The 13,681-nt window shown below is 56.3% G+C and carries 11 protein-coding genes; 9 read left to right on the top strand and 2 right to left on the bottom strand.

The genetic code is table 11. The features are described from left to right. The first annotated feature begins 60 nt into the window (after nucleotides 1-60). Nucleotides 61-888 (top strand): bifunctional allantoicase/(S)-ureidoglycine aminohydrolase, encoded by an 828-nt coding sequence (locus Q1B27_RS19635; RefSeq protein ID WP_299850220.1) that lies wholly within the window; start codon nucleotides 61-63, stop codon nucleotides 886-888. On the opposite strand, the gene bhcR is transcribed toward Q1B27_RS19635, so the two are convergent. Continuing rightward, nucleotides 885-1,709 (bottom strand): HTH-type transcriptional regulator BhcR, encoded by an 825-nt coding sequence (bhcR, locus tag Q1B27_RS19640; protein ID WP_299850223.1) that lies wholly within the window; start codon nucleotides 1,707-1,709, stop codon nucleotides 885-887. The genes Q1B27_RS19635 and bhcR overlap by 4 nt on opposite strands. Nucleotides 1,710-1,906: 197 nt before the next feature. Here bhcR and bhcA point away from each other — a divergent pair, with 197 nt between their 5' ends. The 4 genes from bhcA to bhcD all read left to right on the top strand — a co-directional run bounded on the left by bhcA (nucleotide 1,907) and on the right by bhcD (nucleotide 6,281). Next, entirely contained in the window at nucleotides 1,907-3,097 is a 1,191-nt protein-coding gene (gene bhcA / locus Q1B27_RS19645) for an L-aspartate--glyoxylate aminotransferase BhcA (RefSeq protein ID WP_299850226.1), read from the top strand. After that, nucleotides 3,097-4,068: a beta-hydroxyaspartate dehydratase BhcB gene (gene bhcB / locus Q1B27_RS19650; RefSeq protein WP_299850228.1), complete on the top strand. Its 972-nt coding sequence runs from the start codon at nucleotides 3,097-3,099 to the stop codon at nucleotides 4,066-4,068. The genes bhcA and bhcB overlap by 1 nt, the downstream gene beginning before the upstream one ends. Before the next feature lie 20 nt (nucleotides 4,069-4,088). Further along, nucleotides 4,089-5,252 carry a 3-hydroxy-D-aspartate aldolase BhcC gene (gene bhcC / locus Q1B27_RS19655; protein WP_299850230.1) on the top strand — a complete coding sequence of 388 codons (1,164 nt, stop codon included), beginning with the start codon at nucleotides 4,089-4,091 and terminating at the stop codon, nucleotides 5,250-5,252. 63 nt (nucleotides 5,253-5,315) lie between these two features. Continuing rightward, the gene (bhcD, locus tag Q1B27_RS19660) at nucleotides 5,316-6,281 is read left to right on the top strand and encodes an iminosuccinate reductase BhcD (protein WP_299850232.1); all 966 of its coding nucleotides are present in this window, start codon (nucleotides 5,316-5,318) and stop codon (nucleotides 6,279-6,281) included. Here bhcD and Q1B27_RS19665 read toward each other — a convergent pair. Next, the gene (locus Q1B27_RS19665) at nucleotides 6,278-7,189 is read right to left on the bottom strand and encodes a LysR family transcriptional regulator (protein WP_299850234.1); all 912 of its coding nucleotides are present in this window, start codon (nucleotides 7,187-7,189) and stop codon (nucleotides 6,278-6,280) included. The two genes, bhcD and Q1B27_RS19665, sit on opposite strands and share 4 nt — an antisense overlap. Before the next feature lie 172 nt (nucleotides 7,190-7,361). On the opposite strand from Q1B27_RS19665, the gene xdhA reads away from it, so the two are divergent. From xdhA to Q1B27_RS19685, 4 genes are all read left to right on the top strand, one after another. Further along, entirely contained in the window at nucleotides 7,362-8,822 is a 1,461-nt protein-coding gene (gene xdhA / locus Q1B27_RS19670; RefSeq protein WP_299850236.1) for a xanthine dehydrogenase small subunit, read from the top strand. A gap of 11 nt (nucleotides 8,823-8,833) precedes the next feature. After that, on the top strand, nucleotides 8,834-11,158 hold the full coding sequence (gene xdhB / locus Q1B27_RS19675) for a xanthine dehydrogenase molybdopterin binding subunit (protein WP_299850237.1): 2,325 nt from the start codon (nucleotides 8,834-8,836) through the stop codon (nucleotides 11,156-11,158). Then, nucleotides 11,155-12,003 (top strand): xanthine dehydrogenase accessory protein XdhC, encoded by an 849-nt coding sequence (xdhC, locus tag Q1B27_RS19680; RefSeq protein ID WP_299850238.1) that lies wholly within the window; start codon nucleotides 11,155-11,157, stop codon nucleotides 12,001-12,003. The genes xdhB and xdhC overlap by 4 nt, the downstream gene beginning before the upstream one ends. Nucleotides 12,004-12,074: 71 nt before the next feature. After that, nucleotides 12,075-13,658, top strand: a complete 1,584-nt coding sequence (locus Q1B27_RS19685) for a xanthine/uracil/vitamin C permease (RefSeq protein ID WP_299850239.1) — start codon at nucleotides 12,075-12,077, stop codon at nucleotides 13,656-13,658. Nucleotides 13,659-13,681 lie beyond the last annotated feature (23 nt).

Consider the following 13,681-nt stretch of genomic DNA (forward strand, 5'->3'; position numbering starts at 1 on the left):
AACACATCACGGCTTGGTCTCTTATTGATCAGGAATTGTCCCTAAAGAGCAGGCTTTGAGATGAGCAACCGCACCTATTACGCACCAACAGGCGGCCTGCCACCGCAAACGCAGCTTTTGACAGACCGGGCGGTTTTTACTGACGCCTATGCGGTGATACCAAAGGGCACGTTCAGTGATATCGTCACCAGCTTCTTGCCGTTTTGGGAAGACTCGCGATTTTGGGTGCTTTCGCGCCCACTGTCCGGATTTGCTGAAACCTTTTCGCAGTATATCGCCGAAGTGCAACCGGGTGGGGGCAGCGAACGGCCAGAGACCGAATCCGGGGTAGAGGCGGTCATCTTTGTTGTCGAGGGCGCTGTCACACTGACAATCGACGGGACGCCCCATCAAATGGAGACCGGCGGCTATGCCTATCTGTCGCCCATGACGAAATGGAAGTTGCGCAACAATGGTCATTTGGCTGCCCGCTTTCATTGGATTCGCAAAGCCTATCAACCGGTTGAGGGGTTGGATGCGCCTGACGCCTTCGTCACAAATGAAAATGACATCACCCCAACACCAATGCCGGACACCAATGGTGTCTGGGCCACGACACGATTTGTCGACCCGGTGGATTTGCGGCACGACATGCACGTAACGATCGTGACGTTTCAGCCGGGCGGGGTTATTCCATTTGCAGAAACCCATGTCATGGAACACGGGCTCTATGTGTTGGAGGGCAAGGCGGTTTACCGGCTCAATCAGGACTGGGTCGAGGTCGAAGCTGGCGACTACATGTGGCTGCGCGCGTTTTGCCCGCAAGCGTGCTATGCAGGTGGGCCCGGGCCGTTTCGGTATCTGCTCTACAAGGACGTCAACAGGCACATGGCTTTGACCGCACGTTAATCTTCGGAAATGGGCGGCGCACCCATACCGCGCGAAACCTCATCTGCGGCGGCGCAGACCAGCCTTGCGATTTCCTCGATCCTGTCTTCGGACATTCGGCTGGTTGGCCCGGAAACGGAAATCCCGGCAATGGCTTCGCCGAATGTGTTCAGGATGGGTGCCGCAACGCAACGCATGCCGGTTGTCTTTTCCTCGTTGTCAAAAGCCCAGCCCTTGTCGCGCGCGGCGCGCAAATCATCTTTTAAGGCATCGGGCGCTACAACTGTTTTGGCGGTGAAAACTTCGAAGTGTTGATTATGCACGAACGTATTAATGCGATCTTCCGAATAGCGACTGAGAAGCGCCTTACCGATACCCGAGGCGTGCATCGGCGATATTGTACCAGGTGGAAAAAAGGCACGAATGGTCTCATTGGTTTCGATCTGACTGATGAACATCACGTTCCCATTCATTTCTATCCCCAGGTTTGATGTCTCGCCGGTCTGTTCCATCAATCGTCGCATTGCAGCGCGACTGCGTTCCACCACCCCACTTCTGCGCAGAAAGGCCGAGCCAAGGCGGTAGGTCGCGCTGCCGATGTGCCAGCTTTGGGTTTGCGGGTCCATTTCGACAATGTCGCGCGCCTCTAGCGTTGCAAGCACGCGGTGGATCGTTGCAGGGGATTGGTCAAGCGCAGTGGCAATTTCAGTCAATGTAAGCCCTGTGCTCGTTGCCAAGAGGTCAAGCACATCTAGCGCCCGATCCAGCGACTGAATCGTGGATTGGGCGGGCTTTGCATAAAAGCCTTTGGGGCGGCCTTTCCGGCGCGGTTGTTGGGTCATTTTAGCATCCTTCGGGAAGAAATGTTACTATATTTTTTTAGTTATGAAAATATCTTTTGACTAGTGAAAAAACATAAGTTGATGAAATATATAATATAAAAGTAGTCTTGATAAAAGTGAAAAATTTTTTCAAAAAAATTTCCTGACGATGCTGCATGGGTTAAGTTTCTTCGGACTCGCCACAGGAGGGCACCGAAATGAGCTTTCAGAATCCCGTCTTCATACCTGGCCCGACGAATATGCCAGAGGAATTGCGCAAAGCAGTGTACATGCCGACAATCGACCACCGGTCGCCTGTTTTCGGAGAAATCCTGCATCCGGCCTTGTCGGGTGTTAAGAAAATCCTGAAAAGCGAAACTGCGGAGGTTTTTGTTTTTCCGTCTACCGGCACAGGTGGTTGGGAGACTGCGTTGTCGAATACCCTTTCCCCCGGGGATACGGTTCTTGCAGCACGCAACGGGATGTTTTCGCACCGTTGGATCGACATGTGCCAACGTCATGGACTAGAGGTCGAAATCGTCGAGACCCCTTGGGGCCAGGGTTTGCCTGCTGATCGCTACGAGGAGATCCTGAGCGGCGATAAAGAGCATAAGATCAAGGTCGTTCTGGCCACTCATAACGAGACGGCGACCGGTGTGAAATCCGACATTGCCGCCGTGCGCCGCGCATTGGATGCTGCTGGCCACCCCGCGCTGCTTTTTGTCGATGGCGTGTCTTCCATCGCGTCAATGGATTTTCGCATGGACGAATGGAGTGTAGATATTGCCGTGACCGGCAGCCAGAAAGGTTTCATGCTGCCAGCGGGACTGGCGATTATCGCATTCTCACCCAAGGCGATGGCGGCAGTAGAAAATGCGACGCTACCGCGTACCTTTTTCGATATCCGCGATATGGCGAAAGGGTATGCCGCAAATGCTTATCCCTACACCCCGGCAGTTGGTTTGCTGAACGGCCTGAAAATGGCCACTGAAATGCTGCTGGCGGAAGGGCTTGAAAACGTTTTTGCCCGCCATCATCGCATCGCAGAAGGTGTACGTGCAGCAACCGAAGCTTGGGGGCTGGAGCTTTGTGCGCAAAGCCCCGAACTCTATTCGGACACCGTCAGCGCCATTCGCACGCCCGATGGCTTCGACGCCACGGATATCGTGACACATGCCGACAAGAAATACGGCGTCGCTTTCGGGGTTGGGTTGGGTGAGGTTGCGGGCAAGGTTTTCCGCATCGGACATCTGGGTCAGTTGACCGACGTTCTCGCGCTTTCGGGGATCGCTACGGCTGAAATGGTGATGGTCGATCTTGGCCTTGATATCCAATTGGGTTCAGGCGTTGCGGCAGCGCAGGACTATTATCGCTCCCATGCGGGCACTGCTTTGCAGAAAGCGGCGTGATGAAGGATTTCGAAACGATGTATATCCCGACAATCGAAGACATGCTGGCGGCAGAGGGGCGGATCAAACCCTATGTCCACCGCACGCCAGTGCTGACCTCGCAATTCATCAATGAGCTGTCCGGGGCAGAGCTGTTTTTCAAATGTGAAAACCTGCAAAAGGCGGGTGCATTCAAGGCGCGCGGAGCATCCAATGCGGTGTTTGGTCTAAATGACGAGCAGGCCGCCAAGGGCGTCGCCACGCATTCCAGCGGCAATCACGGCACCTGCCTTTCCTATGCAGCCGGGCGTCGCGGTATCCCGTGTACTGTCGTCATGCCGCACACTGCGCCTCAGGCCAAGAAGGACGCCGTGCGCGGATATGGCGGGCACGTTGTGGAATGCGAACCCTCGACAACAAGTCGCGAGGCAGTTTTTGCCGAGGTAGTCGCTGAAACAGGGGCAGAGTTCGTGCATCCCTACAACGATCCTCGGGTGATCGCGGGACAGGGCACATGTTCGAAAGAGCTGTATGAACAAGTCAAAAAGCTTGATGCTGTGATTGCGCCCATCGGCGGTGGGGGAATGGTTTCGGGCACCTGTCTGACGCTTTCGAACCTAGCGCCGAGCGTTGAAATTTATGCCGCGGAGCCGGAACAGGCCGATGATGCCTATCGCAGCTTCAAGGCGGGTCACATCATTGCAGATGATGCGCCGGTGACCGTGGCCGACGGGTTGAAAGTTCCGCTCAAGGATTTGACTTGGCATTTCGTGTCAAACCACGTGACCGATATTTTGACCGCGACCGAGGATGAGATCGTGGATGCGATGAAACTGATCTGGAAGCGGATGAAGATCGTGATGGAGCCCTCATCGGCGGTGCCGTTGGCGACCATTCTGAAGAATCGTGACGTCTTCGCGGGCAAACGCGTTGGCGTCATCATCACCGGTGGCAATGTCGATCTGGACAAACTGCCCTGGATGAACAGCTAATTGAGAAGAGGAAAAGGACGATGAACGCACAAACCGATATCTCGAAACTCGAAGTGGGCTACGATGTTCCGGCCCTGCCGGGGATGGATGCAGCCGATATACAGACACCTGCGCTGGTATTGGATCTGGACGCGCTTGAGCGGAACATTACGAAGATGGGTGCCTGGGCCAAGGCGCACGGTATGCGCCACCGAGTGCATGGAAAAATGCATAAATCGGTCGATGTAGCGCTGTTGCAAGAAAAGTTGGGCGGCAGTTGCGGTGTGTGCTGTCAGAAAGTCTCTGAGGCCGAGGTTTTCGCCCGTGGCGGTATCAAGGACGTTTTGGTATCCAATCAGGTGACCGATCCGGCCAAGATAGATCGCCTGGCACGCCTGCCCAAATTGAGTGCCCGGACGCTGGTCTGTGTCGATGACCCGGCGAACGTGGCTGACCTGTCCGCAGCGGCGCAGAAACACGGCACCGAAATCGAATGCCTGGTCGAGATCGACTGCGGCGCCGGGCGTTGCGGTGTTGTGACCACGCAAGAAGTTGTGAATATCGCCAAGCTCATAGACGCCGCTCAAGGGCTGAAGTTCAGCGGTATTCAGGCCTATCAGGGTGCCATGCAACACATGGACAAATTCGAGGATCGTCAAGAGAAACTCGATATCGCCATTGCGCAGGTAGCGGATGCGGTACAGGGCCTCAAGGCACAGGGGCTGGAATGTGACATAGTTGGTGGCGGTGGCACTGGATCGTATTATTTCGAAGGTGGTTCAGGGGTTTACAACGAATTGCAATGCGGTTCCTACGCCTTCATGGACGCCGACTATGGGCGTATTCTAGATAAGGATGGCAAGCGAATTGATGAGGGCGAATGGGAGAATGCGCTTTTCATCCTGACTACGGTTATGAGTCACGCCAAGGCTGACAAGGCCATAGTTGACGCAGGTCTCAAGGCGCAATCCGTTGATAGCGGTCTACCGACTGTCTTTGGTCGTGATGATGTGGAGTATCTGAAGTGCTCGGACGAACACGGCGTCGTCGCTGATCCCAAAGGTGTCCTCAAAGTCAACGACAAGCTGCACCTTGTGCCCGGTCACTGCGATCCAACCTGCAACGTCCATGATTGGTATGTGGGCGTGCGCAACGGCAAGGTCGAAACACTCTGGCCGGTTTCAGCGCGTGGTAAGGCTTACTGATTTCTTCCTGAACTGGCGAGGGCAGGCGTGGCCGCTCTCGCCGTTTTTTTCAAAGAGGTGAATATGTATATTGTCCCCGAAGGCGCCATCGCCGACCTGGTTTCGCGTGAGGATAGTTTCAACGCTGTCGAGCAGGTGTTCGCGTCCATGTCGAAACGCTCGGCCTGCAACTTTCCGGTGATCCGCGAGGCGATAGGCCATGCCGATGCGCTTTATGGCTTCAAGTCCGGCTTTGACCGAGATGGACTTAATCTGGGTTTGAAATCAGGAGGATATTGGCCTGGAAACGAGGGCAAAGGATTGACCAATCACCAATCCACGGTGTTCTTGTTCGATGCTGACACCGGAAGGTGCCGCGCCGTTGTTGGTGGAAATTTACTGACCGCTTTGCGGACGGCGGCGGCTTCGTCGGTCTCAATCTCACACCTCGCCCCGAAAGACGCGCGCGTGATCGGCATGATCGGCGCGGGACATCAGTCTGCTTTCCAGTTGCGCGCTGCATTAGAGCAACGCACCTTTGAAAAGGTGATTGGCTGGAACTACCATCCCGAAATGCTGAGCCGCTTGGAGGATGTGGCCAGCGAAGCCGGACTACCCTTCGAGAAAGTCGAATTGGACCAATTGGGGGCAGAGGCCGATGTCATCATTTCCATCACGTCCAGTTTTGACCCCATCCTGAGGGACGCAGATGTCACGGGTGGCACGCATATTGCCTGCATGGGCACCGATACCAAGGGCAAGCAAGAGGTGGAGGCTGCACTTGTGGCTCGGGCAACGGTTTTTACCGACGAAATCGCGCAATCCATCAGTATTGGTGAATGCCAGCATGCAATCGCGGCTGGTTTGATCACAAAAAACCAGGTCAATGAAATAGGTGCCGTAATCAACGGTGATCATCCGGGGCGCAGCTCGGATAACGAAATCACCCTATTTGATGGCACAGGTGTAGGTTTGCAGGACTTGGCCGTCGCCGATGCGGTGGTGAAACGCGCTGTCGAAAAGGGCATTGCAGTCGAAGTTGACTTCTAGACGGCAAGATCCAACATCTTTCGGCTTTGTGCGCCCATGAAGTCCACGAAATGCCGAATCTTCGGGTCCTGCAACTTGCGATGCGGATAGAGGCAGCCGAAGAGCGAGGGCATCGGGGGTGTGTCGGGCAAAATTTCGATCAGCGTGCCCGCTGCCAGATGATGCGCCACGTCAAAGCGCGGTTTGTTCGCGATGCCATGCCCGTCGAGCGCCCATTGCGTCAGCACGTCAGAATCGTCAGCATCGAATTTCCCGGCGACATCCAGTTTTTTGGGACCGTCTTCAGTATCCAGCACCCAGAAATATTCGGGTGACCGGGGATAGCGGAGTAGCAGGCAGTTATGATCGTCACTCATAAGGTCACCGGGCGTTTCGGGCGTGCCATGACGGTCAAGGTAGCTGGGTGCGGCGCATAAAACCCGATCGCATTCCGCCAATTTCTTCAGTTTCAGATTTGACTCTTTTGGCGTTCCGACGAAGAAAGCCACATCCAAGCGCTCTGCCAAAATGTCTATCGCCCGATCTGACAATCGCATCTGTACCTGTGTTTCCGGGAACGCTTTTACAAACTGCGGCACCAATGGCGCGATGATGCGACGGCCCACGCTCAACGGTGCGGTCACCCGGATCACGCCGCGTGGCTTATCGGAGAAGTTGGCAACTGCGGATTCTGCATCATCAAGTGAGCCCAGCACTTTCTTTGCTTCATCATAGAAAACGCGCCCAACCTCGGTTGGTGTAATCGTTCGCGTTGTACGGTTGAAAAGACGGACGCCCAGGCGTTTCTCAAGCTCTTTGATACGCTTGCTGGCGACGGCGGGCGTCAGCCGTAAATCACGCCCACCCGATGTAATGCTGCCGAGTTCAAGGACACGGGTAAAAACGCGTAAGCTTTCAATGTAGGGCATGAGTTTTCTCCACGCGTGACGGCTTATGTTGGACGCATCAATTAGACAGCAATCACCTTCTATTTTCAACGTAGCGTATAAAGTATTTGCCGACTCCGACCGTATTCATTGATAGTAAATTGCGGTAGTCTTTAGAAGAAATTGCAAAAAACATCACGCAGGAGGAGGCCTGATGGAAACGCGCCACGAAATTCGATTCGTTCTGAATGACACAGAGAAGTCAGTGGCGAATGTCAGTGCCTCTCAGACATTGCTGGATTACCTGCGGCTGGATCAGCGCCTGACCGGTACCAAGGAGGGATGCGCCGAAGGCGATTGTGGTGCTTGCACGATCTTGGTGGGACGCTTGCATGACGGTGTTCTGAAATACGAGGCGGTCAACGCCTGTATCCGCTTTCTGGCGTCACTGGATGGATGCCATATCGTAACTGTCGAACATCTTGTCGGTCCGGAGGGGCGGCTGCATCCGGTTCAGCAGGCGATGGTCGAGCATCACGGTAGTCAATGTGGATTTTGTACGCCGGGTTTCGTGATGTCGCTCTATGCGCTGTGGATGGAAATATCTGACCCCAGTGAGAGAGAAATCGAAACCGCATTGCAAGGCAACCTGTGCCGGTGCACCGGATATGAGCCAATTATTCGCGCCGCTCAGGCTGTCAGCCAACATGGCACACCGGCCTCGGATCATCTGAACCGGGAGCGCAGCCATAACACTTCAATGCTTAAAGCACTTCGCGATGGCAGCCGTGTTGTGACTGGTCCGAAGGACAACCGGGCCATTCTTCCCGCGAATGCGGATGATTTCGCAGCGCTTCTTGTTGAGCATCCGGATGCCACGATCGTCGCAGGTGCCACGGATGTCGGATTGTGGGTCACCAAATTTCTGCGTCCGATAAGCCCCGCGATCTTCATTGGCCACCTGGATGATCTGAAAACCACAAAAATTGGCGAAACTCACATGATAATCGGTGCTGGTGTGACCTATTCCGAATTTGGGCCGTTGGTTGCAAAACACTTCCCCTTTCTGAGCGACTACTGGAACCGGATCGCCGGATGGCAGGTCCGCAACATGGGCACGATTGGCGGGAATATCGCCAACGGATCGCCCATTGGTGACACCCCACCGGTACTGATCGCTCTTGGTGCCGAGGTTACATTGCGCCGGGGCAGTGACCGACGCACCCTGCTGCTGGAAGATTTTTTCGTCGATTATGGCAAGCAGGATCGCGCCGCTGGCGAATTTGTCGAGAGCATCCGTATTCCGCTTCCTCATTCAGGTCAGCTTGATGCGGCCTATAAAATTTCCAAGCGCCGGGACGAGGATATCTCCTCGGTGGCTGTCGGTATCAGTGTGAAGGTTGAGGGCGACCGGATTTCTGAAGCACGCGTGGTATTTGGCGGAATGGCGGCCACGCCGAAACGCGCGGCAAGTGCGGAGGCTGCACTGGTTGGCCAACCCTGGAGCGAAGCAACGTTTGACACCGCAGCCGAAGCGCTGCCAAGGGATTTCGCCCCGCTGTCCGACTGGCGGGCGTCATCCAATTACCGTATGCGCGCGGCGCAAAACCTCTTGCGCCGCTTCTTTCTGGAACATGATGGTGCCGCTGATCTGTCTGTCCGGCTGAGCGCGTGAGGGAGGTCATGATGAAAGACGAAACCACAATCCACGGCGCGGTCCACACCGACCTGCAACATGACAGTGCAATCAAACATGTCACGGGCAGAGCCACTTACACCGACGACATCGGCGAACCTGTTGGCACGCTCCACGCCTATCTCGGTGTTTCAACCGAGACCCACGCCCGGATCCGCAATATGGACCTCTCCTCCGTCCTCGCGGTTCCGGGTGTTGTGGGTGTGCTGACCGCCGAAGACATCCCCGGCCATAACGATATCAGCCCGACCGGGCGTAATGACGAACCGGTTTTCCCGACCGACAAGGTGGAGTTCAACGGCCAACCCCTGTTTGCCGTAATCGCCGAGACCCGCGATATGGCGCGACGCGCAGCGGAATTGGCGAAGATTGATTATGAAACGCTGCCACACGCACTTGATGCCGTCGCTGCGCAGGAGGCCGGATACCCCCATATCACCGATCCGCTGACCCTGTCGCGTGGCGATGCCGGGCCGGCACTGGATGCGGCTGAACACCGGATTGCCGGGCGGTTGGTCGTGGGTGGTCAGGATCACATGTATCTTGAAGGCCATATCGCTTTTGCCATTCCCGGTGAAGATGATGACGTGATCGTTCATTGCTCGACCCAGCACCCCAGCGAGGCGCAACATATGGTGGCCCATGTTCTGGGTGTGCCGTCCAATGCGGTGACGGTTAATGTGCGGCGCATGGGCGGCGGGTTTGGCGGCAAGGAAAGCCAGATGAACCTCTTTTGCGCGGTTGCGGCGATTGCGGCCAAGAAATGGGGGCGTGCGGTCAAGATACGCCCTGACCGCGATCAGGACATGACCGCCACCGGTAAACGGCACGATTTCGTCATCGACTACGATATAGGCTTTGACGATGACGGTCGCATCCAGGCTGTCGATGGCAGCTTTGCCGCGCGCTGCGGTTTTTCATCTGACCTCTCCGGCCCGGTGACGGACCGCGCGTTGTTTCACGCGGATAACGCTTATTTCTATCCCCATGTGCGGCTGGAAAGCCACCCGATGAAGACGAACACGGTCTCCAATACTGCCTTTCGCGGGTTCGGCGGACCACAGGGGGTGATCGCGGCTGAACGGATCATCGAAGAGGTCGCCTATGCGCTTGGCAAGGACACGCTGGAGGTGCGCAAGGCCAATTTCTACAGCGGCGACGGCCGTAACCTGACGCCTTATCACCAGAAGGTCGAAGACAACATCATTGGTCGTGTCGTTGAGGAACTGGAAGCGAGCGCTGACTATCAGGCGCGTCGTGCGGCGGTTCTGGATCAGAATGCCAAGGGTGGCGTCATCCGTCGGGGCATCGCACTGACGCCTGTGAAATTCGGCATCTCTTTCACCGCCACCTGGTATAATCAGGCGGGCGCTTTGGTACATGTCTATAATGACGGTTCAATTCATCTAAACCACGGCGGCACCGAGATGGGGCAGGGCCTCAACACCAAGGTGGCGCAGGTGGTGGCGGACACATTCCAGGTGGATGTCGACCGGATCAAGATCACCGGCACCACGACCGAGAAAGTACCCAATACCTCGGCTACGGCGGCCTCAAGCGGGTCGGACCTGAACGGGATGGCCGCACTGGACGCGGCGGAACAGATCAAGGCGCGGCTGGTCGATTTCGCGATTGAACGCTGGCAGGCTGAACCATCAGAGGTGCGGTTCCTGCCCAATCGGGTGCAAATCCGCGACGAAGTGATCGCCTTCAACGACTTCATCAAGCAAGCCTATATGGCACGGGTGCATCTGTCGGCTGCGGGGTTCTACAAGACGCCCAAGATCCATTGGGATCGTGCCTCGGGCAAGGGGCGGCCGTTTTATTACTACGCCTATGGTGCCGCCTGTTCCGAGGTCGAGATTGACACGCTTACCGGTGAATACCGGGTGTTGCGCACAGATATCCTGCACGATGTGGGGCGTTCGCTTAACCCGGTTTTGGACAAGGGACAGGTTGAAGGCGCGTTCATTCAGGGCATGGGCTGGCTGACGACCGAAGAGCTTTGGTGGAATGATGCCGGGCGGCTCAGAACCCATGCACCCTCGACCTACAAGATCCCGCTGGCGTCCGACCGACCTCGGATTTTCAACGTCAAGCTGGCGGACTGGTCTGAAAACCGTGAGATGACGATCAAACGCTCTAAGGCCGTGGGGGAACCGCCCTTCATGCTGGGAATATCCGTCTTCGAATCACTGTCGATGGCCGTTGCCAGCGTGGCGGATTACCGCGAATGCCCGCGATTGGATGCACCCGCAACACCTGAATGTGTGTTGATGGCGGTTGAACGGTTGAAAGGGAGGGGGGCGTCATGAGTTCTGCCTTGCCATTGAAGGACTTTCTTGAGCGAAACACACAGGTAGCGTTGGTGCGTTTGGTACATGTGCGCGGGTCTGCGCCGCGCAACTCCGGAACTGAGATGTTTGTGGGCTTGAATGAGACGCTGGGCACGATTGGCGGTGGGCAGCTGGAATACATGATGATTGATGAGGCCCGCGCGTTACTGGCCAAGGGATATGAAAAGGCCACAAAAGATGTGCCGCTTGGGCCCGAAATCGGACAGTGCTGTGGGGGGCGGGTCGCGGTGGAAATAAGCCGTATGAGCCGAGCTGACCGGGACATGGCATTATCTGAGGCAGAATGCGCAGATAACGCCTTGCCGCATGTCTATATCATGGGGGCGGGTCATGTTGGTCGTGCCTTGGCGGGGTTATTTGCGCAATTACCGGTGCGTACGATCCTTTCGGACACGCGGGCAGAGGAGTTGGCGCTTTGTACCGCGGCGGTTGAGCGTCGCAATTCCGCGCTTCAGGAAGCAGAAATTGAAGCCGCGCCAAGCGGCAGTGCCTTCATCGTGTTGACCCATGATCATGCGCTGGATTTTCTGCTGACGGCGCAGGCGCTGTCGCGCGGTGATGCTGCTTATGTCGGGATGATCGGATCGGCCACCAAGCGGGTGAAATTCCGCAACTGGTGCCGTGATCATTGCGAAGGGCAAACCATCGACGGGTTAACCTGCCCAATTGGTGTGAATGGAAGCAGCGATAAACGCCCCGAAATCATCGCAGCCTTCGTCGTAGCCGAAGTGATGACAGCGCTGACATGCGACACAGAGAATTCCGCCCCTTTGGCGGCAAAAGCCTTGCACGACGCAAGGTAAGGACCTGGTCGGATCCGACCGGTGATGAGGGAGATCACCGATCCGGCCACCCAATCTAGAGGAGACCTGCTATGCAGGAAGGGAGCTATTCCTACAGACTATTTGCGCGCAATGACTTCAGCGCGTTCTGGGCACTTTTCACCGACAACCTGATCAACCTGATCGTGCTTTCGGGCATCTGCCAATTCGTTTTCCAGATGCCCGCCGAGATCGTTTTTGGCCGGATCGTGCCCGGTGCTGCGGTGGCCATTCTGGCGGGTGTCATCGTCTACACCTGGCTTGCCAAACGCGTGGCCGAGAAAGAGGGCAGGGATGTCACGGCCTTGCCCTATGGGATCTCGACACCGGTGATGTTCGTTTATCTTTTTGGTGTGATCGGGCCGATTTACTGGTCGACACAAGATGCGATGCTGGCGTGGCAAGTCGGCATCGGTGCGGGCTTCATGGGCGGTATCGTCGCGGGGCTTGGCGCTATCATCGGGCCATTCCTGAAAAGAGTCACACCACGGGCCGGCATGCTGGGCACGCTTTGCGGTATTGCGCTGGTATTCATCGGCACCGTGCCTCTGGCCACGATTTTCGAAGATCCGTTCGTCGGCTTCGCTTCGATGATCATCATCCTCTGGGGGCTCGTGGGCCGTTTCCGTTTGCCATACAACATTCCGGCTGGTTTGCTGGCCCTCGGGGTTGGCACATTGGTCGCGCTGGTAATCGGCAAAGCGTCCTTCAGTTTTGAAGGCGTCGGATTCTATCCGCCTCTGCCCTATTTCGGTGACCTTATTGCGGGTATCCAGCACCTTTTTGCGAACCCCGAGTTGTTCCTCGTGCTGGTGCCAGTGCAAATCTACAACTTCATCGAAACCATGAATAACGTCGAAAGTGCCGAGGCGGCAGGCGATCATTACCCCGTGGCACTGTGCCAGGTGACGGACGGTGCGGGCACCATGATCGGGGCGATCTTTGGGTCACCCTTTCCAACGACCGCCTATATCGGGCACCCGGCCTATAAGCGTATGGGGGCACATGCGGGTTATGTCATTGGTGTAGGCCTGGTCATCCCCATAGCCGCCTTTTTCGGCCTGCTTGCGTTCCTCAACAACCTGATCCCTGTGGCGGCTGCTGCACCGGTGCTGGTTTTCGTGGCGCTCAGCTTGATCACCAACACTGCGCATTCGGTCAAGACCGACCATATGGCGGCTGTTACGATTGCGATGATGCCGCATGTGTCGGCCTTTCTGGTGATCAAATGGGGATCATTGATGGGTGCGCTTGGGGCGTCGGGCATCGAAGGCATGCCCCAGCTTGGTGATCCGGCGCTGACTGCCGCATTGCTACAGCAAGGTGCACATTACAGCGGCCATCTGGCGCTGTCCCAAGGGGCGATCCTGACAGGGCTAATCTGGGGTGCGATTGTTGCCAGCATCATTGATGGTGATTTCCGCAATGCCGGTGGCTTTGCTCTTGCGGCGTCGGTCATGGCGATGTTCGGGATCATCCACGGTGCCAGCCTGCATTGGCCCGAACTCAGCGCCATCAGCATGGGGTATCTGATCGCGGCGGCGTTCCTGTTCATCTACCCGATCTTCCACAAGGAGGGCGAGTTGGAGAATACCAACCTACCGATGGAAGAACCCAGCCCGGTACGCGATGCCTGACACAAAAGAAGGGCGGCAAAACC

It is taken from the genome of uncultured Roseovarius sp. (assembly GCF_947489715.1).
Taxonomy (GTDB): Bacteria; Pseudomonadota; Alphaproteobacteria; order Rhodobacterales; family Rhodobacteraceae; genus Roseovarius.

Coding starts and splice junctions, on each gene's coding strand:
- xdhB (WP_299850237.1), top strand. CDS start 8,834: ATGAAAGACGAAACCACAATCCACGGCGCGGTCCACACCGACCTGCAA.
- bhcA (WP_299850226.1), top strand. CDS start 1,907: ATGAGCTTTCAGAATCCCGTCTTCATACCTGGCCCGACGAATATGCCA.
- Q1B27_RS19665 (WP_299850234.1), bottom strand. CDS start 7,189: ATGCCCTACATTGAAAGCTTACGCGTTTTTACCCGTGTCCTTGAACTC.
- xdhA (WP_299850236.1), top strand. CDS start 7,362: ATGGAAACGCGCCACGAAATTCGATTCGTTCTGAATGACACAGAGAAG.
- xdhC (WP_299850238.1), top strand. CDS start 11,155: ATGAGTTCTGCCTTGCCATTGAAGGACTTTCTTGAGCGAAACACACAG.
- Q1B27_RS19635 (WP_299850220.1), top strand. CDS start 61: ATGAGCAACCGCACCTATTACGCACCAACAGGCGGCCTGCCACCGCAA.
- bhcD (WP_299850232.1), top strand. CDS start 5,316: ATGTATATTGTCCCCGAAGGCGCCATCGCCGACCTGGTTTCGCGTGAG.
- bhcC (WP_299850230.1), top strand. CDS start 4,089: ATGAACGCACAAACCGATATCTCGAAACTCGAAGTGGGCTACGATGTT.
- bhcB (WP_299850228.1), top strand. CDS start 3,097: ATGAAGGATTTCGAAACGATGTATATCCCGACAATCGAAGACATGCTG.
- bhcR (WP_299850223.1), bottom strand. CDS start 1,709: ATGACCCAACAACCGCGCCGGAAAGGCCGCCCCAAAGGCTTTTATGCA.
- Q1B27_RS19685 (WP_299850239.1), top strand. CDS start 12,075: ATGCAGGAAGGGAGCTATTCCTACAGACTATTTGCGCGCAATGACTTC.